At 39.7% G+C, this 22,844-nt stretch carries 25 protein-coding genes and 1 pseudogene; 15 read left to right on the top strand and 11 right to left on the bottom strand.

Annotated features, from left to right (window positions below; all coding sequences use genetic code 11):
- Positions 1–32: 32 nt before the first annotated feature.
- The 11 genes from argH to VGE44_RS14900 all read right to left on the bottom strand — a co-directional run bounded on the left by argH (position 33) and on the right by VGE44_RS14900 (position 10,273).
- On the bottom strand, positions 33–1,367 hold the full coding sequence (gene argH / locus VGE44_RS14850; RefSeq protein WP_331080517.1) for an argininosuccinate lyase: 1,335 nt from the start codon (positions 1,365–1,367) through the stop codon (positions 33–35).
- Positions 1,364–1,957: a GNAT family protein gene (locus tag VGE44_RS14855; protein WP_331080520.1), complete on the bottom strand. Its 594-nt coding sequence runs from the start codon at positions 1,955–1,957 to the stop codon at positions 1,364–1,366. Before VGE44_RS14855 ends, argH begins: the two co-directional genes overlap by 4 nt.
- Positions 1,957–3,015, bottom strand: coding sequence for a M20 family metallo-hydrolase (locus tag VGE44_RS14860; RefSeq protein ID WP_331080522.1), 1,059 nt, complete (start codon positions 3,013–3,015; stop codon positions 1,957–1,959). Before VGE44_RS14860 ends, VGE44_RS14855 begins: the two co-directional genes overlap by 1 nt.
- A 5-nt stretch (positions 3,016–3,020) precedes the next feature.
- Entirely contained in the window at positions 3,021–3,839 is an 819-nt protein-coding gene (gene proC, locus VGE44_RS14865) for a pyrroline-5-carboxylate reductase (RefSeq protein WP_331080524.1), read from the bottom strand.
- Positions 3,839–4,663 carry an acetylglutamate kinase gene (argB, locus tag VGE44_RS14870; RefSeq protein ID WP_331080526.1) on the bottom strand — a complete coding sequence of 275 codons (825 nt, stop codon included), beginning with the start codon at positions 4,661–4,663 and terminating at the stop codon, positions 3,839–3,841. The genes proC and argB overlap by 1 nt, the downstream gene beginning before the upstream one ends.
- Entirely contained in the window at positions 4,660–5,622 is a 963-nt protein-coding gene (locus VGE44_RS14875; RefSeq protein WP_331080528.1) for an acetylornithine carbamoyltransferase, read from the bottom strand. The genes argB and VGE44_RS14875 overlap by 4 nt, the downstream gene beginning before the upstream one ends.
- 23 nt (positions 5,623–5,645) lie before the next feature.
- A complete protein-coding gene (locus VGE44_RS14880) occupies positions 5,646–6,776 on the bottom strand; it encodes an aspartate aminotransferase family protein (protein ID WP_331080530.1) in 1,131 nt (376 codons plus the stop codon).
- Between the two features lie 48 nt (positions 6,777–6,824).
- Positions 6,825–7,178: a four helix bundle protein gene (locus VGE44_RS14885; RefSeq protein WP_331080532.1), complete on the bottom strand. Its 354-nt coding sequence runs from the start codon at positions 7,176–7,178 to the stop codon at positions 6,825–6,827.
- A 187-nt stretch (positions 7,179–7,365) separates the two neighbouring features.
- Positions 7,366–8,349, bottom strand: a complete 984-nt coding sequence (gene argC, locus VGE44_RS14890) for an N-acetyl-gamma-glutamyl-phosphate reductase (RefSeq protein WP_331080534.1) — start codon at positions 8,347–8,349, stop codon at positions 7,366–7,368.
- 4 nt (positions 8,350–8,353) lie between these two features.
- Positions 8,354–9,544: an argininosuccinate synthase gene (gene argG / locus VGE44_RS14895; protein WP_331080752.1), complete on the bottom strand. Its 1,191-nt coding sequence runs from the start codon at positions 9,542–9,544 to the stop codon at positions 8,354–8,356.
- Positions 9,545–9,547: 3 nt separating this feature from the next.
- Positions 9,548–10,273 carry a GNAT family N-acetyltransferase gene (locus VGE44_RS14900; RefSeq protein ID WP_331080536.1) on the bottom strand — a complete coding sequence of 242 codons (726 nt, stop codon included), beginning with the start codon at positions 10,271–10,273 and terminating at the stop codon, positions 9,548–9,550.
- 709 nt (positions 10,274–10,982) lie between these two features.
- Here VGE44_RS14900 and VGE44_RS14905 point away from each other — a divergent pair.
- The 15 genes and pseudogenes from VGE44_RS14905 (at position 10,983) to VGE44_RS14975 (ending at position 22,832) form a co-directional block, all read left to right on the top strand.
- The gene (locus tag VGE44_RS14905; protein WP_331080538.1) at positions 10,983–12,401 is read left to right on the top strand and encodes an APC family permease; all 1,419 of its coding nucleotides are present in this window, start codon (positions 10,983–10,985) and stop codon (positions 12,399–12,401) included.
- A 184-nt stretch (positions 12,402–12,585) separates the two neighbouring features.
- The gene (locus VGE44_RS14910) at positions 12,586–12,912 is read left to right on the top strand and encodes a metalloregulator ArsR/SmtB family transcription factor (RefSeq protein ID WP_331080540.1); all 327 of its coding nucleotides are present in this window, start codon (positions 12,586–12,588) and stop codon (positions 12,910–12,912) included.
- Positions 12,902–13,888: an SRPBCC domain-containing protein gene (locus VGE44_RS14915; protein WP_331080542.1), complete on the top strand. Its 987-nt coding sequence runs from the start codon at positions 12,902–12,904 to the stop codon at positions 13,886–13,888. The genes VGE44_RS14910 and VGE44_RS14915 overlap by 11 nt, the downstream gene beginning before the upstream one ends.
- Positions 13,889–14,063: 175 nt before the next feature.
- The gene (locus VGE44_RS14920; protein WP_331080544.1) at positions 14,064–14,564 is read left to right on the top strand and encodes a sigma-70 family RNA polymerase sigma factor; all 501 of its coding nucleotides are present in this window, start codon (positions 14,064–14,066) and stop codon (positions 14,562–14,564) included.
- 3 nt (positions 14,565–14,567) lie between these two features.
- Positions 14,568–15,233, top strand: a complete 666-nt coding sequence (locus VGE44_RS14925) for a hypothetical protein (protein WP_331080546.1) — start codon at positions 14,568–14,570, stop codon at positions 15,231–15,233.
- A 174-nt stretch (positions 15,234–15,407) separates the two neighbouring features.
- Positions 15,408–16,697, top strand: a complete 1,290-nt coding sequence (locus tag VGE44_RS14930) for an amidohydrolase family protein (protein WP_331080548.1) — start codon at positions 15,408–15,410, stop codon at positions 16,695–16,697.
- Between the two features lie 131 nt (positions 16,698–16,828).
- Positions 16,829–17,185, top strand: a complete 357-nt coding sequence (locus tag VGE44_RS14935) for a DoxX family protein (RefSeq protein ID WP_331080550.1) — start codon at positions 16,829–16,831, stop codon at positions 17,183–17,185.
- Positions 17,186–17,207: 22 nt separating this feature from the next.
- Positions 17,208–17,522 (top strand): annotated as a pseudogene (locus tag VGE44_RS14940) (DoxX family protein); the annotation flags it as partial.
- Positions 17,523–17,690: 168 nt separating this feature from the next.
- Complete coding sequence (locus VGE44_RS14945) at positions 17,691–18,596, top strand: prohibitin family protein (protein WP_331080552.1); 906 nt, start codon at positions 17,691–17,693, stop codon at positions 18,594–18,596.
- A gap of 42 nt (positions 18,597–18,638) precedes the next feature.
- Positions 18,639–19,169, top strand: coding sequence for a peroxiredoxin family protein (locus VGE44_RS14950; RefSeq protein WP_331080554.1), 531 nt, complete (start codon positions 18,639–18,641; stop codon positions 19,167–19,169).
- 149 nt (positions 19,170–19,318) lie between these two features.
- On the top strand, positions 19,319–20,050 hold the full coding sequence (locus tag VGE44_RS14955; RefSeq protein ID WP_331080556.1) for a hypothetical protein: 732 nt from the start codon (positions 19,319–19,321) through the stop codon (positions 20,048–20,050).
- A gap of 19 nt (positions 20,051–20,069) precedes the next feature.
- Positions 20,070–20,657 (top strand): Crp/Fnr family transcriptional regulator, encoded by a 588-nt coding sequence (locus VGE44_RS14960; RefSeq protein WP_331080559.1) that lies wholly within the window; start codon positions 20,070–20,072, stop codon positions 20,655–20,657.
- A gap of 132 nt (positions 20,658–20,789) precedes the next feature.
- Positions 20,790–21,500: a pirin family protein gene (locus tag VGE44_RS14965; RefSeq protein WP_331080561.1), complete on the top strand. Its 711-nt coding sequence runs from the start codon at positions 20,790–20,792 to the stop codon at positions 21,498–21,500.
- Positions 21,501–21,540: 40 nt separating this feature from the next.
- Positions 21,541–22,425 carry a pirin family protein gene (locus tag VGE44_RS14970; RefSeq protein WP_331080563.1) on the top strand — a complete coding sequence of 295 codons (885 nt, stop codon included), beginning with the start codon at positions 21,541–21,543 and terminating at the stop codon, positions 22,423–22,425.
- 5 nt (positions 22,426–22,430) lie between these two features.
- Positions 22,431–22,832 carry an OsmC family protein gene (locus VGE44_RS14975; RefSeq protein WP_331080565.1) on the top strand — a complete coding sequence of 134 codons (402 nt, stop codon included), beginning with the start codon at positions 22,431–22,433 and terminating at the stop codon, positions 22,830–22,832.
- Positions 22,833–22,844 lie beyond the last annotated feature (12 nt).

Consider the following 22,844-nt stretch of genomic DNA (forward strand, 5'->3'; position numbering starts at 1 on the left):
TCAGGATATCAACCTGTTATAAATTATCTATTCTACCTGATTAATGCTTCAACCGCCTTGTCCACCTTTTCAAAATTGAAGCTTTTCAATATATCCTTAAATGATGAATTGATCTGCTCATTACATAGATTACCTATACTTCCTTCATGTGTATGTTTAACAATGCCCGGCGCCTTAAATTCCCCCTTTTCGATTGCTGCTCCAACTTTTTTATAGGCTTCCCTGAAAGGCAATCCGTTCAAAACCTCTTCATTCACCGCATCTACGCTAAACAAATAGTTATATTTCTCATCCTTAAGAATATCCTCCTTAATTCTGATAGATTGCAACATAAAGCCTGTCATTTCCAGACATTCATTCAGTGATATGAAGGCCGGAAACAGATTCTCTTTTAGTAATTGCAAATCACGATGATAACCTGATGGCAGATTTGTGGTCATCAGGGCAATTTCATTCGGTAAAGCCTGTATCTTATTGCATCTGGCACGAATCAGTTCAAAAACATCCGGATTCTTCTTATGAGGCATTATGCTTGAACCGGTGGTCAGTTCATCAGGGAAACTGATAAATGCAAAGTTCTGATTAATGAATAAACAGGCATCCATAGCCAGTTTAGCCAAAGTTGCCGCAACGGAAGACATTGCCTGAGCCAAAATACGCTCAGTTTTTCCACGACCCATCTGGGCATAAACTACATTATAATTCAGAGAATCAAAGCCCAGTAATTCAGTGGTCATGGTACGGTTCAATGGAAAGGAAGAACCGTATCCTGCAGCAGAACCCAATGGGTTTTTATTACAGATTTTCCAGGCTGCAAGCATCAGCTCCATATCATCGGCAAGGCTTTCGGCATATGCTCCAAACCATAATCCGAAGGATGAAGGCATCGCAATCTGCAAATGTGTGTAGCCCGGAAGTAATTTATTCTTATGCTCTTCACTTTGTGCAATCAGCTGAGTGAACAGAATGTCAGTATTTCTGACCAGTTTCTGAATCTCACTGCGAAAGAACAATTTGAGATCCACCAGAACCTGATCATTTCTGGACCGTCCGCTGTGAATTTTTTTGCCTGCATCACCAATCCTGCGGGTAAGCAATAGCTCTACCTGAGAGTGTACATCTTCCACATCATCTTCGATGCTGAATTTACCTTCCTGAACTTCCCTGAAAATTTGCTTAAGACCAGCCTGAACCTGTTCCAGATCCCGGCTATCCATTAAACCAACGCTTTCAAGCATACGGGTATGGGCTAATGAACCCAATACATCAAACGCAGCAAGCTGATGATCCAGCTCCCTGTCATTTCCAACAGTAAACTTTTCTACAGACCTTTCAGTTTCTGTTTCCTTTTGCCAGAGCTTGCTCATAGAACTGCTTTAAAATTTGTGAAATACTGTGCTTTAATTGTATCCCATTCGGATCTCAAAATACTGTAAAAAACGGTATTTCTGATGTATCCATCATGTATTTTCATATGCTGGCGCAATACTCCTTCGCGGGTAGCACCAATTCCCAATAAAGCCTGACGTGACTGATGATTCCGTTCATCTGCTTTAAATTCTATTCTGTTCAGCCCCAAAACCTCAAAACCATAAGTCAGCATCAGGTACTTCATCTCCTTATTCAATCCGCTTCCCTGAAAATCACGTCCGATCCAGGTCCAGCCAATCTGACCCCGCTCATCTCTCCAGGAGATCTCGGCAAGCCTGGTACTGCCTGCCACCTTATTAGTTTTTTTATCAATGATTACCCAAACTGCACTTGTGCCATTTTCACGGTCAGAAATAGCTTTTTTAATATATTTATTCAACTCTGTCGGCTTCGAAAGATCCTGAAGGCCATAAATCCAAAGACTATCATCATCTGCTACCTCCTGCAATGCTTTTTCATCATCAATCCCAAGCGGACGAAGCAAGACCCTTTCACTTTCCAGGGTAATATTTAAATCCTTTGCCATCACAGAATCTCCGTCAGTAATTTAATATAGATATCTATTCCCTCTTCTATTTCCTTTACATAAATATACTCATCAGCCATATGTGAACGAGCTGAATCTCCCGGACCCATTTTTAATGAAGGGATATCAAGCAATGCCTGATCACTTGTGGTAGGAGAACCATAGGTTTCCCTGCCCAAAGCAATTCCTGCCTTAACAATCGGATGATCAAGACTTATTGAAGATGGCTTTAAGCGGGTAGATCGCGGATTAACCTCACAATCGACATTCTGACTGATAATCTTCAGTACTTCCTCGTTGCGGTAGGCATCAGTTACTCTTACGTCTACTGTAAAATTACAAACCGCAGGTACAACATTATGCTGGGATCCGGCTTCGATGATGGTTACGCTCATTTTAACTGGGCCAAACAGGGCTGATTTCTTGGCAAACTCATACGTTTTGAACCAATTAATATCCTTCATTGCCTTATATATCGCATTCTCACCTTCTTCCCTCGCAGCATGACCTGCCCTTCCATGGGCAACACAATCCAAAACCATTAATCCCTTCTCGGCAACGGCCATTTGCATTAATGTCGGCTCTCCAACTATTGCAAATTCCAGCTGACCCAGTTGAGGAAGGATCAGCTCAATACCGTTATTACCTGAAATCTCCTCCTCGGCAGTTGCAGCCAGACAAAGGTTATATTTTAAATTCTTCTCTTTATAAAAATGAATAAATACCGCGATAAGCGATACCAAACAGCCGCCTGCATCATTACTCCCCAAACCAAACAATTTACCATCAATGATATCAGCCGCAAATGGGTCACGAGAATATCCAGGATTTGGCTTTACTGTATCATGATGCGAATTGAGCAGAATTGTAGGCTTACTTGCATCAAAATGCTCATTATATGCCCAGACATTATTAATTTTACGATAAGTTTTTACTCCGCGATCCTTTAAAAACTGCTCAATTGCCGAGGCAGTATTTTCCTCTTCTTTACTAAGTGAAGGGATGCTGATTAACTCACGCAATAATTCAAGACTGTCATCAAACAGTTTACCGGTCATTTTATTTAATCGTTAGTATATAATTCACCCGCCTTTTGAGCTGATAATTTAATTCCTTTGATCATTGAAGAGCTAAAACCATTATGTTCCATTTCATTCAGTCCGGCAATGGTACATCCTTTTGGTGAGGTTACCTTATCGATCTCATGTTCGGGATGACTGTTCTGCTGCAATAAAAGTGATGCTGCACCTTTGGCTGTTTGTGCAGCCATACGTAATGCCTCATCGGCATGAAAACCAATCTCAACACCTCCCTGTGATGCTGCACGAACCGCTCTGAGAAAGAATGCTACCCCACAGGCACATAGCGCCGTGGCGGCTGTCATCAAATCTTCATTAATCTTAATAACTGAACCAACAGTTTCAAACATTTTGGTCACTTCCGCAATATTTTCAGCCTCTGCATTATCAGAAGCAACACAGGTCATAGATTCACCGATTGCAATAGCCGTATTTGGCATTGCTCTGACAACCTGAACTCTGCTTCCCAGTTTGGCGCGGATATCAGCACAACTAACCCCAGAGATCACAGAAATCACTAAATGTTTGGCAGGATCGATTGCACCGTCGATCTGCTCCAATAAATTATCAAGTTGCTGAGGCAAAACAGCCAGAATGACTATTGAGGCGCCTGCCGCAGCAGCATAATTATCTGAGCTGACCTGAAAACCCTGAGCTGAAACAGTATCCAGTCGCTGTACATTACGGCGGGTCAGGGTGATGTCAGCGGGTTTACAATAATCAGCTTTAACCAGTCCTTTGGCCAATGACATACCAATATTTCCGCTTCCTAAAATTGCTGTTCTTTTTGTTTCTGTTTTCATTATGTGCTGATTAAGCGTGTACCAAAATTTCCATTATTCAAGCCTGGCAATGCATCAGCTTTGCCAATACAAACCTCCTTAAGTCCTTTATTTAGTGCTTCAAATGCATTATCCAGTTTAGGAATCATCCCGTCATTTATAATTCCCTGACGTTTTAATTCATTGTAATAATGCGGATCAATCGAACGGATTACTGAGTCTTCATCTTCTACATCCATCAATACACCTGCTTTTTCAAAGCAAAAGATCAGTGATGCTTCATAATCCTCTGACATTGAGATAGAAATGGCAGAGGCAATAGTATCGGCATTTGTATTTAACAATTGACCTTTACCATCATGCGTGATAGCTGAAAAAACTGGTGTAAAACCAGCTTCCAATAACTTCCTGAGGCCCTGATGATCAATCGACGATTCATCAAGATCACCTACAAAGCCATAATCCACACTAATCGTTTCATTTTTCTCTTTGGAGAAAAGTTCTTTCAAAGGACGTCGTTTTGCATGAATTAAATTCCCATCCGCACCCGACAAGCCAATTGCATTACAATTCTCAGATTGCAAACCTGCGACAATATTCTTATTAATCAAACCGGCATATACCATGGTTACTACTTTCAGGCTTTCCCCATCGGTAATTCTTCTGCCTTCAACCATTTTTGATTTGATACCCAAATCTTCGGCAAGTTTGGTCGCAATTTTTCCTCCGCCATGAACCAGTATCTTAGGCCCCTCCAGAATCGCAAAGTCAGCAATAAATTGATGCAAACTTTCGGGATTATCGATTACATTTCCACCAATCTTTATAACCTTCAGGGATTTCATATCAAGCCCTCCAGCATATTTTTTAAGACCGTTTGAGCAGACCAAACCCGGTTTGCAGCTTCTTTTATTACCAGAGAGTGCGGGCCATCCAGAACTTCAGCAGAAAGCTCGAAATCACGGCGAACCGGCAGGCAGTGCATTACTTTTGCCTCATTGGTTTGCTCCAATTTTTTATGAGTCATCATCCAGGATTCTCCGTTCTGAACAGTTTTACCATAGTCATTGTAAGATGACCAGTTCTTGACGTACACAAAGTCTGCCCCCTGTAATGCAATATCCTGATTGTATTCAATTTTTGCTCCCGGAGTGAATTTCTCAGCCAGCTCCAAACCTTCAGGATGGGTAATTACAAAATCGATCATTCCCTCAGCCTGCGCACGGCACATCCACTCAGAAAATGAATTTGGAACAGCCTGTGGTAAAGATTTTACATGTGGTGCCCAGGTTAAAACAACCTTTGGCTTTGCCACCTTTTTATATTCCTCAATGGTTATCAGGTCGGCAAAACTCTGCAATGGATGCAAGGTAGCACTCTCCAGACTAATCACAGGAACTCCACTGTATTTCACAAATTTATTGAACAAACCCTCGCCATAATCCTCCTCACGATTCAATAATTTAGGAAATGAACGAAATCCCAGTATATCACAATATTGACCCATGACCGCTGCTGCTTCACGAATATGCTCTACACTTGTTCCATTCATCACGACTCCGTCTTCTGTTTCCAAAGCCCATCCTTCCTTGTCGAGATTCATCACCATCACATTCATACCCAAATTCATAGCTGCCTTCTGAGAACTTAAGCGGGTACGCAGGCTCGGGTTCAGGAACACGAGTCCGAGGGTTTTATTCTTACCCAGCGACTGATTTGCATAGGGATCTGCCTTAAGGATCAGTGCCTGCTCAATGAAAGATTTCAGGTCTGCAACATCATTAACGGAAGAAAATAGTTTCATATTCGTAAAAATAGCCTATTATATTAATTCAATTCTGCTTTCAATGCCGTCAAAAATTGATCAGCATGTTCTTTTGTGATATTTAAAGCAGGTAAAAGCCTGATCACATTCGGTTTTGCCTCTCCGGTAAAGATACGATGCTTGAAAAGTAAATCCCTTTTTACGTTTGCATACTCTTCAGAAAGCTCAATTCCGATCATCAAGCCTCTTCCACGAATCTCAGTGATTTGCGGGATCTGCTTTAATTCATTTATGAGGTAATCTCCAATTTCTTCTGCGTTCTTCATAAGATCATCCTGTTCCATTACCTCAAGAACAGCAAGCGCTGCAACACAGGCTAAATGATTTCCTCCGAAGGTTGTTCCCAGCTCACCATACCAGGGCTTAAATTTAGGTGAAATGGAAATTCCCCCGATCGGGAAGCCGTTGCCCATCCCTTTTGCCATTGAATAAATGTCGGCCTCCACGCCTGCATAATCATGTGAGTAGAACTGACCAGTCCGGCCATAACCACATTGCACTGAATCAGCAATATAAACCGAATCATACTGATCACAAAGGCTTCTGATCTTCTGCAAAAAGCTCTTTGATGCTTCCCGGATTCCACCGACACCCTGAATACCCTCAATAATTACTGAAGATATCTCGTTTCCGAATGATTTAAACGCTTCATCCAAAGCCTGTTCATCATTTAACGGAAGAAAAGTGACATTTTCTGTTTCATTTACAGGAGCAATGATCTTCGGATTGTCTGTTGCCGAAACAGCCAGAGAAGTACGTCCATGAAAAGCGCCTTTAAAGGCAATGATTTTTTTACGCTTATTATAAAAAGATGCCAGTTTCAGGGCATTTTCATTAGCCTCAGCACCAGAATTACAAAGAAAGAGCTGAAAATCAGATTTAGCAGACAGATTTCCAAGCTTTTCAGCCAGTTCTATCTGCTGAGAGATGATTACCGAATTAGAATAGAAACCTACTTTATTCAGCTGTTCAGTCAAACGTCTTACATAATGCGGATGGGTATGGCCGATTGAAATCACAGCATGTCCACCATAAAGATCCAGGTATTTATTACCATCAGCATCCCAAACACTGCTGTTCTGAGCTTTTACAATTTCTATATTATTGAGGGGATATACGTCGAATAGTTTCATTTTATGCGAGTTATAAGTAATAAGTTGTAGGTTATAAGTATTTCCTTCCTACGACCTAATCTTTTGTATTAATGATATTAGCATTGCTTTGACCTCGTTTATAGATCTTTCTAAAAGCCGATGATCATCTGTTGTTAAATAACCGAGATCTTTTGCCAGCAGAAGAAAGTATTCAGTTTCATTAGCCGAGCCCAAAGAAATATTCAAAAATCTTCCAAGATCATTATTAGAATTCTTACCACAACCTTCCGCTATATTTGCAGGAATTGAAGATGAAGACCTTCTAATCTGACTTGTTAAAGAATAAATTTCCTCCTTTGGAAAGCCTTTAGTGAGGCTGTAAATTTTAAGGGTAATCTCATGTGATTTAACCCACACTTTCAAGTCTTTATAGTTTTGCATTAATAAACTTAAAAACTCTGATTAAACTCTTATAATTTACTTAACCAACGGACGTTGATGAACACCATCGTCGAAACTCTGTCTTCAAATACCAGGGAGAATTTATTTTAATTTTCATTATATCTTCAAACTTTTTGTTTAGTAGGAGTTTCCAAAAACTTACAACTTATAACCTACAACTTATAACTCAAAAGGCGCTAGCCTTTAGCCTCAAACCTACCGTTTCCCCAATCCCGAACATCAAATTCATATTCTGGACTGCATGACCGCTGGCACCTTTCAATAAATTATCTATTATACTGATAATGAATAATTTATTGCCATGCTTCTCCAGATGGATCAGGGCTTTATTTGTATTTACCACCTGTTTCAGGTCAATGTTTCTTTTGCTCACATGGGTGAATGGATGGTCTTTAAAATAGTTTTCGTAAAGATCGTAGGCTTCATCCAGCGTCAATGCGCATTCGGTGTACATGGCTGCCAGAATCCCCCGGGTAAAATCACCTCTTTGCGGGATAAAATTCATTGCCTGGTCAAAGTTATTTTGCAATTGAGTGAGACTTTGTCCAATCTCATTCAGGTGCTGATGTTCAAACGCTTTGTAAACCGACAGGTTATTGTTTCTCCAGCTGAAATGGGAAGTTGGACTTAAGCTTTGTCCAGCTCCTGTAGAGCCGGTAGTTGCATTGATATGTACTTCCGAATTCAATAATCCTGCAGCTGCAAGAGGCAATAATCCAATCTGGATACCGGTGGCAAAACAGCCTGGATTAGCAATATTATGAGCCTGTTTGATCGATTCCCTGTTTAATTCAGGTAATCCATAAATAAAGGATCTGCTTCCATGTTTAGCATTGAGGTTTAACCTGAAATCCTGAGAAAGATCGATGATTTTTATACTCGCTGCAATTTCATGATTATCCAGAAACTTTTTGGCATCACCATGACCTACACAAAGAAAAAGCACATCTATATCCTGGGAGATGGAATCAGTAAACTTAAGATTGGTATCCCCAAACAGGTCGGCATGCACATCAGAAATTGGCTTTCCAGCGTTGCTGTTACTATTTACCCAACATACTTCTGTCTGAGGATGGTTGATCAGTATTCTGAGCAATTCTCCACCGGTATATCCTGCTCCGCCTGCGATTCCTATTCTGATAGTTCCCATTATTTTATTTTTTATCGTGTACCCGATGCCAGATCATAGTCTGGTTTCCAAATATTTTTGAGAAGCCTTTCACATCCTCTCCCGACCATGAATTATTCATTTCACCATAGCTTCCAAATTTGTTCGACATCAGATCGTTCTCAGATTGAATTCCGATGATCTCAAAACGGTATGGATGAAGCTTCACAAATACCTTTCCGCTTACGGTTTTCTGTGTATCGCTTAAAAACGCTTCAATATTACGCATGATTGGATCGTGAAACTGACCCTCATGAAGCCAGTTGCCGTAGAAACTTGCCAACTGATCTTTCCAGCTTAACTGCCATTTGGTTAAAGTATGTTTCTCCAGAGTATGGTGAGCCTTGATAATAATCATTGGTGCGGCAGCTTCAAAACCAACACGACCCTTGATACCAATTATAGTATCACCCACATGAATATCCCTTCCAATGCCATACGGCTGTGCAATTTCCTGCAGCTTCTGAATGGCTTTAACCGGTGATAGGCTTTCTCCATTAATTCCAATTAGTTCACCCTGCTCAAAATCGAGTTCCAGCTTGCGCGGCTCGGTTTGAGTAACCTGTGTTGGCCATGCCTCTTCAGGCAAGGTTTCATTAGATGTCAGGGTTTCTTTACCCCCAACCGAGGTACCCCAGATACCTTTATTGATTGAATACCTCGCTTTCTCGGCCGTGTATTCAAGACCATGCTTATTTAAATATTCAATTTCTGCTTCACGGCTTAATTTCAGGTCACGGATTGGGGTAATAATTTCCACTCCAGGGATCATGATATTGAATATCATATCAAAACGTACCTGATCATTTCCGGCTCCGGTACTTCCGTGAGCCACATAATCAGCACCAATTAATTTCACGTAATTAGCGATAGCAGTAGCCTGGCTTACACGCTCAGCGCTAACCGAAAGAGGGTAAGTTGCATTCTTCAGTACATTCCCGTAGATAAGGTACTTGATACAACTTTCGTAATAGTTCAGTGTTTCGTCAACTACTGCATGAGAAGTAACTCCAAGGGCATACGCACGTTGCTCAATCTGCTTTAGCTCTTCTTCAGAAAAACCACCGGTATTCACGATCACCGAATGTACCTCCAGATCACGATCTTTAGATAAGTAAATACAACAAAAGGAAGTATCCAAACCTCCGCTGAATGCTAAAACCACCTTCTTCTTCATCATTTAATTTTGTAAAAGTTTAACGAATAACGTACCTATTGCGGCAATCATTTTCAATGAATTGCGTAATTTTTCTTCAAGACGTTCGAACAAAGTTTGCTTGCGGGCAACTTTACTTAAACGTTCCTCTGCCTCTATTTTTAAACGCTCATCTTCTTCCTTCATTTTGCGTTCAATTTCCTTTGCCTTTTCTTCAGGATCCCATAGCATAGCAGTACACATACAGTTTTTGCGGTCCTTGCTTTTGAGGATATCATAGTTCACACAACTTTGACAGCCTTTCCAGAAATCCTCATCCTGAGTTAGTTCGGAATAGGTGACAGGTTCGTAACCAAGTTCAGAATTGATCTTCATTACCGCTAATCCGGTAGTCAAACCAAAGATCTTCGCTTCCGGATATTTTTTACGGGAAAGGTCGAAAACTGCCCGCTTAATCATTCTTGCAAGTCCGCGATTGCGGTAAACCGGATTCACTATCAGACCTGAATTGGCCACAAAAGTACCATGACTCCAGGTTTCGATATAGCAGAAACCAGCCCATGTTCCATCCTTATGAAGTGCGATCACAGCCTTGCCTTCCAGCATTTTTGTAGTGATGTATTCAGGGGTTCGTCTGGCTATTCCCGTACCTCTGGCTTTGGCAGACTCTGCCATCTCATCGCAGATCTGTGTTGCGTATTCAATATGTTGTTCTGTTGCCGGGATGACAACAAATTCGTTTTCTTTCATTGATTTAAAGAAAAAATCCGGTTTTGAATCGGAAAAAAGACTACGTTTTTAGTCTTTCCTTTTGTGAATAATCTGATTGATTGATCTTCCGGCAGGAATGCTCCGGTTACCTATGGGTTAATGCCAAGATTCAAGTCCGCGGCATAAAGGGTCGTCGGAAACGCAACACTAACTTCTCAGGCCTGAAATTACTACAAACAATACCCCTCAAATAACCCGTTTGGGTTAATGATCCTGTATTGGCCTGGTAGTTTAAACTATTCATTGTTAATAGTATAAGTGGTATTGAAATTTTTTACAAAAAAACAAAAAAAATACTGAAATCTGCAATAGTGAGGGGATAATATTACAATTTTTTAATACTGTTTTGTCATTGAAGGCCTTGTATCACAAGCGCTAATGTACATTCAGTATAAATTAAGCTGAATGACCTATCGATTCTATACATTCACCTATAATTAATTCTAATTATCCTTCCGTTCATTGACAGTTAATATTTTTACAAAAAATGAAACTATTGGATTTAAGTAATTGTCCGGATTCGTTTCTGATTTGTTAAAATAATACGTTCCACATCGCCATATATTTCTATTCCCTCTTAATTGTTTTAGCCAACATATTACTTAAATTGCTGCATATACCTAAATATCTTACAACAGTAAATTAAGGTAAAAGCAGGTAATTAATCTTAAAATCTCCCTGGAACAAAATGAATGAAAATGTAAAAACTGAAGCATCACTGAACAGAACATTAGGCCTTTTTGCAAGTACCTTAATGGTGGTCGGAATAGTGATTGGGAGCGGAGTGTTTAAAAAAATAGTTCCAATGGCTCAAACCGGGCTAAGTGAAACTGCAATCCTGATGGCCTGGATTCTGGCTGGAGTAATCAGCTTATTTGCCGCATTTACCGTGAGTGCTTTAGCTTCTCTAACTGAAGAATCCGGAGGTTTATATGAATACTTCCGTTTATCATTCGGAAATTTTTTTGCATTTATTTCAGGCTGGGCTGATTTTATAATTATTAGTCCGGCAGCAATTGCTGCACTCGCCTTTTTGTTTGGTGAGGTTATCAATTCCTTTATCACCCTTCCAAAACCGCTGGATGCCTGGAAAGATTTTTCGATTGGGGGCTTCATTTTCCCTTTTGCAAATTCGGGCGTAAAAATGGTTGGCATTTTTGCAATAATCCTGCTTACAGGAATAAATTCATTTGGGTCCCGCGAAAGCGGTGTTTTCAACTCCATCATTACCAGCGCTAAAATTTTGGGTATATCAGTTCTGATTATTGTGGGACTTGCTTATTCCGGTCCTGAAACGCAAAGCTCCAACACTATGTTCAATAACGTAAATGCACCCGAGGGCATGCTGTTTTACAGTGCGTTTTTTGCTGCAATGCTCAGTGCTTTCTGGGCTTATAATGGATGGGAAACCGCTACCAATATTTCGGGTGAGATCATTAATCCGAGGCGTAACCTTCCACTGGCCCTTACAATCGGTTTGTCACTTGTAGCATTGGTCTATACACTTCTTAATTATACTTACATGAATGTGCTCAGCCTCCAGCAAATAAGGGCCATAGATGTAAATCAGATCGGTGCATTTGTTGTGGCAGAGACATTACTGGGTACTTTCGGAAAAATTCTTCTGATAGTACTTCTGATTATCTGCGTATTCGGTGCATTGAACAGTAATATTGTTTCCTCCCCACGTAAATTCTACCGTATGGCACAACAGGGATACCTTTTTAGCCATCTGAAGAAAGTTCACCCCAAATTCAGAACACCTCATGTATCCCTAAACTATATGATGATTCTGGGTTGTATTATGCTAATCTCGGGTTCCTTTGATACACTCACCAATATGGTCATCTTTCTGAATTTCCTATTTTATGGATTTCTCGCCTTTGCAGTTCTTCGTCTGAAAAGAAAAGGAACCATCAAGGCTAAGGTAACAGGATACCCATTCGTGCCCATTGTATTGTTGCTCTTCTCAGTTGCTTTAACAATAAATACGATCTGGGTTCAGCCTCAGCAATCGTTGGTGGGAATTATGCTTGTTCTTAGCGGTGTACCTGTTTATTATTATTTCAAAAAACAAAAACAGTTTGATCATACTAATCAATCCTGATTGTATACTACTAGCCCTCAAATAAGTGTTGATTGTGAAATTGAAAAATAATTCTTCATTGTTTACATTGAGGATGCTTCTCAAGCCGGAAGCAAAATATCAACTCAATTTTTAAAATAATTTGGGAAACTGAATTTTGCATGTATATATTTGCAACTGATTGGTTTCATAAACAAATAAAATAATGAGAAGAGATGTTTTTCAGGCTATTGCCGACCCCACCCGGCGAGCCATAATTTCACTTATTGCCCTTCATGCAATGACCCCAAATGCACTTGCTGAACACTTCGACACCAGCAGGCAGGCTGTTTCAAAACATTTAAGAATACTGACTGAGTGCCAGCTTGTGAAACAGGAAGTTCAGGGCAGAGAAATTTACTATCAACTGGAACTCAGCAAAATGAAAGAAATTGATAAATGGCTTGAACAGTTCAGAAAAATATGGGAACAAAGGTTCAGCGAACTTGATAATGTATTGCTAACATTAAAAAATAAAGAAAATGAATCCTAATTTACTATTCGACTTTTCCGTAAACAAGGGAAATAAAACCATTAGTGTAAAAAGAGAATTTGCAGCCCAGCTTCAATTGGTTTGGGATTGCTGGACAAAACCCGAACTGCTTGACCTCTGGTGGGCTCCCAAACCCTATCAGACAAAAACAAAATCGATGGATTTCAGGGAAGGTGGATCCTGGTTTTATGCTATGGTCGGACCAGATGGTGCTAAACATTGGTGCAGGGCTGATTATAAAAAAATAGAGCCTCAGAAGAACTTTTCAGGTCTGGATGCTTTCTGTGATGAGGAAGGAAATATAAACACAGATTTCCCGAGATCCTTCTGGACCAATTCATTTAGCGCAAATACAGACAAAACCACAGTAGATATTGTCATAAAATATGAGGCGTTAGAAGATCTCGAAAAGATCATTCAACTAGGATTCAAAGAAGGCTTCACGGCGGCATTGAGTAATCTTGATCAATATCTTGAAACACAGTTAAAACTCAGAAACGAACTGCGGACTGATAACAAGGCAAGAGTTTGTACCTATCTGAACTTCCCCGGAAATACAGAAGAAGCATTTTTATTCTACAAATCAATATTCAAAGCGCAATTCAGTGGAAATGGAATACAGCGCTTTGGTGATTTGCCGGCCGATTCGGATCATCCGCCTATAGCTGATGCAGTAAAAAACATGGTGATTCACATTGAATTACCCATAACAGGAAACCACATCCTTATGGGAACTGATGCTCCAAAAGAAATGGGCTTTACTGTAACTCAGGGCAATAATATGCACATTTCATTAGAGCCTGAAACTAAGGAAGAAGCGAAACGGATTTTTGAAGAACTATCAGCTGGTGGAAATATTACTATGCCATTGCAAGATATGTTCTGGGGGGCTTACTTTGGCAGCTTCTCAGATAAATATGGCATTAACTGGATGGTAAATTACAACACCAAAAACGAAAATTCAAATCAGGTTTAACGATTTCATAGGATTTAATAGCTGTGAAATATTGAAGACCCGGGAACTATTATTTAATCTGGCCAGGCATTTAGGAGGAATTCGGTAACTATTTAAACAGAAAAACCAGAAACACTGTGATTTTTTGAATTGAGATGCGAATAATAAGAGAAACAATATTCCAAGCAATCACTGAATGAAGGTAACCGAGTTAAACTTTCAAAAACTTATTGAAGAGCATAAGGGCATTCTTTTAAAAGTAGCAAGAACCTATTGCCATAATGAAGACGACCGCGTTGACCTGATTCAGGAAATGAGCATACAGATCTGGCGGTCACTGGATAAATACAACGATAAGTGCAAGATAAGTACCTGGATGTATCGTGTAGCATTGAATGTTGCCATTTCCTTTTACCGGAAGAATGCAAAGAGGAATGAAAATACTATCCCCTTAAACGATGAACTTTCACAAATTCCTGAATCAGAAAACAAGGAAAAGGAAGGCCAATTAATCCTCCTGGAACGTTTTATTCAAGAACTGCATAATCTTGACAAAGCATTGATGCTCCTCTATCTGGAAGACAGATCATATTCTGAAATAGCTGAAATTCTGGGAATCACTCCAGGCAATGTAGGTACAAAGATTAACCGCATCAAAAGCAAACTTAAAACGAGTTTCTCACAATTAAACTTATAGAAAATGAAAGAATCTGAACTAAAAAAGTATTGGCAAACAACTAATGAGAAATTGGAAATGAGCCTGCACACCAATAAAATTAATACAGATGAATTTAAACAGCTGAAGATTTACCATTTCATCTCAGAAATGAAAGCCACTAAACTTTTCACAATTATATGCGGGATTTTATGGGTCGGAATCGGTTTAGCAATTCTAAGCAGAGTCTTTATTTATCAGTATGCATACGCAAACAAATTCTTTTTGTTCTCGGCTACTTTTCAGATTGTTTTAACAGCAATTGCACTGTTATTATATCTCTACCAGATCATTAACATTTATACCGTAGATATAACTGAGCCCGTTCTTAAGACTCAGGAGAAACTCAACAGACTCAGATCATCCACATTATGGATCGTCCGTATTCTGTTCCTTCAGCTACCAGTTTGGACAACATTCTACTGGAATGAATCGATGTTAGAAAATGGCAGTTTGTTCCTTTGGATCATTCAATGCCTCTTTACACTTTTCTTCACTTTCGTTGCTTTATGGCTATTTTTCAATATAAAAATTGAGAATAGAGATAAAAAATGGTTTCGGCTGATCTTTAATGGGAAAGAGTGGGAACCCCTTATCAGGGCAATAGAATTGTCGCAAAAGATCGAGGAATATAAAATGGAGGAAGAATGAAAAATAACCAGTAAATTCTTTATCCAGCTTATCCTAATCAAAATAAATTGATAAGTTTTAAATAAATAAGCCCTAACATATTGAACAGGATTCAATTTAAATATTGGACAATCCATGATTTTACTTCGGATTATTTTTATTTTTCCGAAACAAAACCCTAAAACCATCATTTACATGAAACGCTTACTCATCCTGCTTCTTGTACTTATCTTCCTGGCTACCGCACTTTTTGCACAAAAACCAGTACAAAAGACTATCAAACCACTTAATGAGGCCGAGTTGCCCCGGGGAACAGGGATCATAGCCATAGTAGATGTCAATCTGATAGACGGGAATGGTGGAAAAGCCATTCCGAATGCATCGGTAATAGTTAAGGGGGATAAAATTATAACTGCCGGACCCTCAAAAAGTATACAGATTCCCCAGGGAGCTGAAATTGTTCAGGGTAAGGGTATGTCGCTTTTGCCGGGCCTCATTGATTCCCATTTCCATATCGATGGATCTGATGAGCTTCCATCAACCTTCCTGCAAAATGGTGTTACATCACTTCGTGACCCCGGACTATGGATCGAAGTATATGACAATGTACGGAAATCAGGCAAACATAATCCGAGATTGTTTTTAAGTGGTCCGCATCTTGATGGTTCACCTCCTGCATATCCCGATGATGCATATGTAGTACGAGATGACGCAGAAGCGGTAAGACAAGTGAACGAAGTAGCAGATCAGGGTTCTACAGTTATCAAGATCTATTTCAGAACCCCTCCCGGGATGATTAAAGCAATTACCGATGCGGCGCATAAGCGCGGGATTCCGGTTACCGGACATTTGGAAATTACTGAAGCCAAACATGCAATTGAAGCTGGCCTTGATGGGATTGAACACATAACTTCATTCGGATTATCCCTCACACCAAAACGTGAAGCCGAAAAATATCGTCAGGCAATGCTAGCTGATAATAATTACCGGAAACAAGGCCGCTATGAATCCTGGGCAGCAATTGATTTAAACTCCCTTGCGGCAGACAGCCTGACCCGTTTTCTGGTCAAAAAAGGCACCTTTGTTAGTCCGACCTTAGCTATTTTCGAATACCAGCCAGGGTCAGGAACGGTAGACAGTATTAAACTAAAAGGATTCGATCAGATGATGAAACTGACAGCAAAACTTCAGAAAGGTGGGGCAAAAGTTGTAGTTGGTTCACATGGCATGGTCCCATATGCAAAAAAAGGCTGGGCTTATCAGCGGGAGATGGAACTTTTCGTCGAAAGCGGGATGTCAAACGCTGCAGTCATTCATGCCGCGACTATGGAAAATGCCCGATTCTTCAGGATTGATAATTACTTAGGCAGCATTGAGAAAGGAAAGCTGGCTGATCTGATTTTAGTAAGGGGTAATCCATTGGATGATATCAAAGTGATGAGGAATGTGGAGAAAGTGATGGTTAACGGGGTTTTTGTCAAATAATTCTATTAAGTATTATCACTGTCTTCTTTGAATTTGGTGATTCCCATAAATCATAAAACGTTGTATTAACTTCTAAGACATAGGGGCATTACAGGAAAGCCCGAAGACCAGCAAACATTAAACACATAAACATGGAAAATTTAGTAATTATTGCCCAGCTCGTGCTAGCTTTATCAGTGGCATATGTCTGGATCTTCCGATTCGATAACATTGTTCTGGAATTTAAGCAATATGGTCTGCCAGATCTGATCAGAAACTTTGTTGGTGCTTCCAAAATAGCTTTGGCTACCATATTAATCCTTGGGATCTGGTACCCAGATCCGGTACTTTATGCCGCTCTCTCAATGGCTTTTTTAATGATATGTGCACAACTGGCACATTTCAAGGTTAAAAATCCTATATCAAAACATATCCCTTCACTGATTCTTCTGCTTATTGCTCTGTTTATTGCCGGAGTTTATGCCGGGATTATCACTGTAAGAATTTGATAAATCTACCCTTACCTGGTTCTCTGCGCTCTCTTTTCTATTTTATGGCTTAAGCTTTTACAGATCCAGCCATGTGAAAGATGAATTCAAAAGATATGGACTGGCAAAATTCACCCTCTTAACCAGTATTTTGCAGATTATGGGAGGAATTGGATTAATGGTAGGACTTCAGATTCGTCCAATCTCATTACTTTCAACTGCAGGATTATCCGTCTTAATGCTGTTTGGCTTTGCTGTCAGGCTGAAGATCAAAGATGGTTTCTGGCGATCATTACCGGCCTTGTCCTATTTTATACTTAATAGCTATCTGTTCTATGTTGCTGTCAAATCAGAATAATTTAACCTTGTTTATGAGAGCTGCAAATGCAATGAAAGATTGCTATTTTGAAATGCATTTTTTTTTGTCTTCACAGAGTAATTTTCTTAGCGCTTATGTCCACATCTGAGATTAATATTCCCTCATAGCCAATGTTTTATATTAACTTTATTTAAAAAATCAGCAATCATGTTTTTAATTATCATTGGAATTTTTGCCATCATTGCCAGTTTTTTTATGGCCTCGCAGGATGGACCTGCAGCAAGATTTAGTACCATCACCCGCATTGTAGCAGTTGTATTAGTAATCATCGGTGCATCTCTGTCCATGTTCAAAGTAGTCGAATCCGGCGAGGTTGGTGTGAAAACTCTTTTCGGAAAAGTTAATAATGATGTTTTGTACAGTGGTTTAAATATCATTAACCCAATGATGAAGGTAACTACGTTTGATGTAAAAACACAAAATTATACCATGTCCGGAGTGAATGATGAAGGTGGAAAAGTTGGCGACGATGCCATCAGGGTACTTTCAGCAGATGGTCTGGAAGTAATTATCGATCTCTCTGTGCTATTTAAGGTTAAACCTTCTGCTGCACCAGAAATTTTACGAACCATTGGTACAGACTATCTGGATAAAATAGTCAGACCAATTGCACGTACTGCAATAAGAGATAATGCAGTTTCTTATGATGCTGTCGCACTTTATTCAAGCAAGCGAGATGAATTCCAGAATAAAATATTTAATACAATCAATAAAAGTTTTATTAAACGCGGACTTGAGTTAGAACAATTGCTGGTTAGAAATATTACTTTACCCGCATCCGTAAAAACGACTATTGAGTCAAAAATCAATGCCGAACAGGATGCGCAGAAAATGACTTTTGTGCTCCAAAAAGAAAGACAGGAAGCTGAACGAAAACGGGTTGAAGCTCAGGGTATCGCAGATTACCAACGGATCTTGTCGACAGGTTTAAGCGATAAACAGCTCCAGTATGAAACGATTAAGGCTCAGAAGGAGATTGCACTTTCCCCAAACACTAAAGTAATCATCATGGGAAACGGTAAAAATGCTCCAATCATTCTTGGAGGAAATTAATTTAATGAGTTTTTTAGCCAAATTGTCAAAAAAAATTGTTTTATGAAAATCAAGTACAGCGTATTAACTATACTGTGTTTACTGTTCCTAAATGTAGGTGTTAAGGCCCAGTCAAGTGCTAACATCAGCTTACAATCCGCAACAGATGATCGTCAGTTTTTGCTAAGCAAAGAAAAGGGCAAATTTGTCGCCCTCCATTTCCTGCTTAAAACCGAATGTCCCTATTGTATTCGTCATACCCAGGAATATTTCAGCAAAGCAAAAACTCTGAAAAATGTTGTTCAGGTATTTATCAAGCCTGATACCGAACTTGAAATCAGAGCATGGTCAGGGAAATTAGCCGCCGAGGATTTGAAAAATTTCCCAATCTATCGGGATCCAGATGCTAAACTGGCAAAACAGCTTGGTATTCCAGATGGTTATAAATTTCACAACCAGATCGTACATTATCCTGCAACTGTCCTGTTCGGACCGGATGGAAAAGAATTATATCGCTATGTGGGAAAGAATAATTCAGATCGATTATCTTTTGATCAGCTTGTTTTAAAAGTAAATGAGTTAAGTAAAAAATAAGTCGATATTTGCGGCGGCTGTCTCATTAATCAATCTGAAACTTGTTTAATCCGTGCAGTAAATGCAGGAATACACATTTAATAATATCAGAAATAGCTACTCGAGACCCCTTTTTTACCTTATTTAAGGAAGCGCCAATTAACGGGTCTTTGCCTGAGCGATTCACTTTTCTTGAAAGTAACAAACCTCATCCTTTATGCAGGGTCGCAGCAGAACAATTACAGGGCTATCTTCTTGATCAGGATGACTGGATTCACAACTTTGGCTTAAAACCAGATCAGGAAGGAAGCGTAATTGGGAAGATGTTTGGTGTTTTAGTAGTGCAGACTTCAGAAAATGAACTGGGATATCTGGCAGCATTTTCGGGCAAACTGGCGGGAGGAAACCATCATGCCAAATTTGTACCACCGGTATTCGACAGTCTTCACCAAAACAGCTTCCTGAATAATGGAATGGAAGAACTAAGCCGAATGAATGAAGAAATCAAAAAAGCAGAAGCATTAAAGGAAGAGGATCAAAAAGAAAGGATCAGCAATCTGAAAATAGTCCGAAGAATCCATTCCAAAGCCCTGCAAAATGAACTTTTCAATCACTATAATTTTCTAAATCAAAAAGGAGAGGCAAAGAGTCTGAATCAAATTTTCAAGGCTGCATTCTATAAAAACCCACCAGCAGGGGCAGGCGAATGTGCAGGACCAAAACTTTTACAGTATGCTTTTCAACATCAAATGAAACCGTTGGCCATTGCTGAATTCTGGTGGGGGCAATCGCCAAAGTCAGCTCAATGGAAACACAATAATTACTATCCATGCTGTAAAGAAAAATGTGAGCCCATTCTGGCGCATATGCTGGATGGATTAGACTATGAAATGCTAATTTGATTTGCTAATTTGATATGAAATGGAGGATCTGCTAAGGCAAAATATTCAACGAACTATCGGGCATTCGATAAGCGACCTGGAATTTGAACAATTCTCCAAATTCCTGTTTCCAAAATCATTTGATAAGAAAGCCAATCTTTCTGAAGAAGGAGAGCATTGTAAATATGTTTATTTTATTCTTAAAGGATCAGCCTACTCCTATTTTGTCAATGAACATGGTGACAAACATGCGATACAGTTCGCACTTGAAGGATACTGGATCACAGATCATTACAGTTTTTTCTCTGGTAAACCCGGTATTTATACGATAGAAACTCTTGAGCCCAGCCAGATCCTGGTACTGAATCATGATAACTACGAGAAAATCTGCCGAAGCAATCACCTGTTTGAACATTTTTTCAGGATTCTGATCCAAAATGCATTCATTGGCCTTCAATATCGCCTTGCAAAAACTAATAGTGAAGATGCCGAACACCGCTATTCCGAGTTTTCCAATTTATATCCAGCTTTTGTTGAACGTATTCCTCAATATCTCATAGCATCTTATCTGGGCATTAAGCCTCAATCACTTAGCCGTATACGCAAAGAGCAAGCAGGTAAAAAATAGTACAAAAGGAATTTTCATTTATTAACCTATGTGAACGATAGTCTTATGATTTAGCCGGACCTTTGTCATATTAAACAAGTCAGAAACGTAGTCAGGATAAATCTCAACATTCTTTACTAAACACTAAGAAATATGAAAACAATACTTCACAAAGCTGACACCCGCGGTGATGCCAATCATGGCTGGTTGCATAGTAAACATACCTTTAGCTTTGCCAATTATTTTGATCCGGCAAGGATGAATTTTGGGGTACTAAGGGTATTAAATGATGATACCGTTGATGCCGGGATGGGTTTCGGCACTCACAGGCATGATAATATGGAAATTATCTCCATCCCACTTGAAGGTGATCTGGAGCACAAGGACAGTATGGGGAATAAAACCGTGATAAAAAACGGTGATGTGCAGATAATGAGTGCAGGTACAGGAATATCACATAGTGAATACAATGCAAACACTGATAGACCAGTGAAATTTTTACAGATCTGGGTTGTTCCAAACAAGAGAAATGTAACACCACGATACGATCAGATCAGCCTGAATCCGGAAGACCGGCATAATAAACTGCAGCAAATCCTTTCTCCAAATCCTGAGGATGCAGGTGTCTGGATCCATCAAAATGCCTGGTTTCATCTCGGGAGACTCGACAAAGGTTTCCAAACTGAATATACAGTAAAAGAAAAAGGCAATGGTGTGTATGCATTTATTCTTAATGGAGAGATTAAAATCAATGACCAGAAACTAAATACAAGGGATGGCTTTGGTATCACCGAAATTGATAACTTTAAGATAATAGCCGATACCGATTCCGAAATTCTCCTGATGGAAGTTCCAATGAACTGATCGTACTTCCTGAAAATTAAGATTATTTAAATCTTTCATTATGTCAAATATTGAACTGATCATAGAGGAACGCGCAGCCAGTATAGGTAAATTCTTGGTTGGGCGTTTACTTCCATTCCGTCAAAAAAGAATGGTAGGGCCCTTTATTTTTATTGACCACATGGGTCCGGTAAGAATGTCTGAACGTGAAAACTTCGATGTGCTTCCACACCCGCATATTGGGCTTTCTACCCTCACCTTCCTTTTCGAGGGTAGTATCATGCACCGCGATAGTCTTGGAAATGAATTGGAGATCAGGCCCGGTGCAGTCAACTGGATGACCGCAGGTAAAGGAATTGTACACTCTGAAAGAACACCTGAATATTTGAGATATTCTGAAAAAGAAATGCATGGCCTGCAGATCTGGGTAGCATTGCCTAAAGAACTCGAGCAGATGGAACCTGAATTTTTCCATCTGGATGGTTCCCAAATCCCTTCATGGGCAGATGCTTATACACAGTTTAAACTCATTGCAGGGGAAGCATTTGGCAGAAAGTCGCCAGTACCTGTATACAGTAAACTTTATATGCTTGAAATTAAAAGTAAGATTCGGCAGCATATCAAAATCGGGAATGAACTATACGGGGAGTCCGGATTATATATACTTGAGGGAAGTATCGAAAGTGAAGGCAATACCTATCTTCCGAAGCAAATCCTGATTGCAAAGGACAGCACTTTGTGCGAATTTGTTATGGAAGCCAATACAAGTATTTATATATTCGGTGGAGAACCATTCCCGGAAGAACGTTTCATCGACTGGAACTTTGTTGGAAGCAGCAAGGAAATTATATCGGTAGCTAAAGAAAAATGGATTGCACAAAGTTTCCCTAAAATTAAAGGAGATGAAAATGAGTTTGTTCCCTATCCTTCTTCCATAAGAAAATAATTGCCATGACTAAGATAAAAGCAGGTATTGCAAAAGAACTTTATAGAATTGACATAAAATCCCCCTCGGGAAATACCCTCATTGCTGATGAAACTCTTGATGCCGGAGGCAAAGATTTGGGCTTTTCTCCAAAAGAACTGCTTGCTTCTGCCCTGGCGGCCTGTACAGCAGCTACTCTTCGCATGTATGCCGATCATAAAAAATGGGATTTGCAGGAAGTAAAGCTGGAAATTGAACTGGAGCAGAATGATATTAAGACCAAAACAAGTATCAATCGGAAACTCCTGTTTATAGGCAATCTAACAGAAGAGCAACGAACAAGGCTGCTTGCGGTTGCAAATGCCTGTCCGGTTCATAAAATACTGACTAACCCGGTTGAAATTAGCACGTTAGAGTTAAAGTCCTGAATGAATTAAGCT

It is taken from the genome of Daejeonella sp., assembly GCF_036405355.1.
In the GTDB taxonomy this organism is placed as follows: domain Bacteria; phylum Bacteroidota; class Bacteroidia; order Sphingobacteriales; family Sphingobacteriaceae; genus Daejeonella.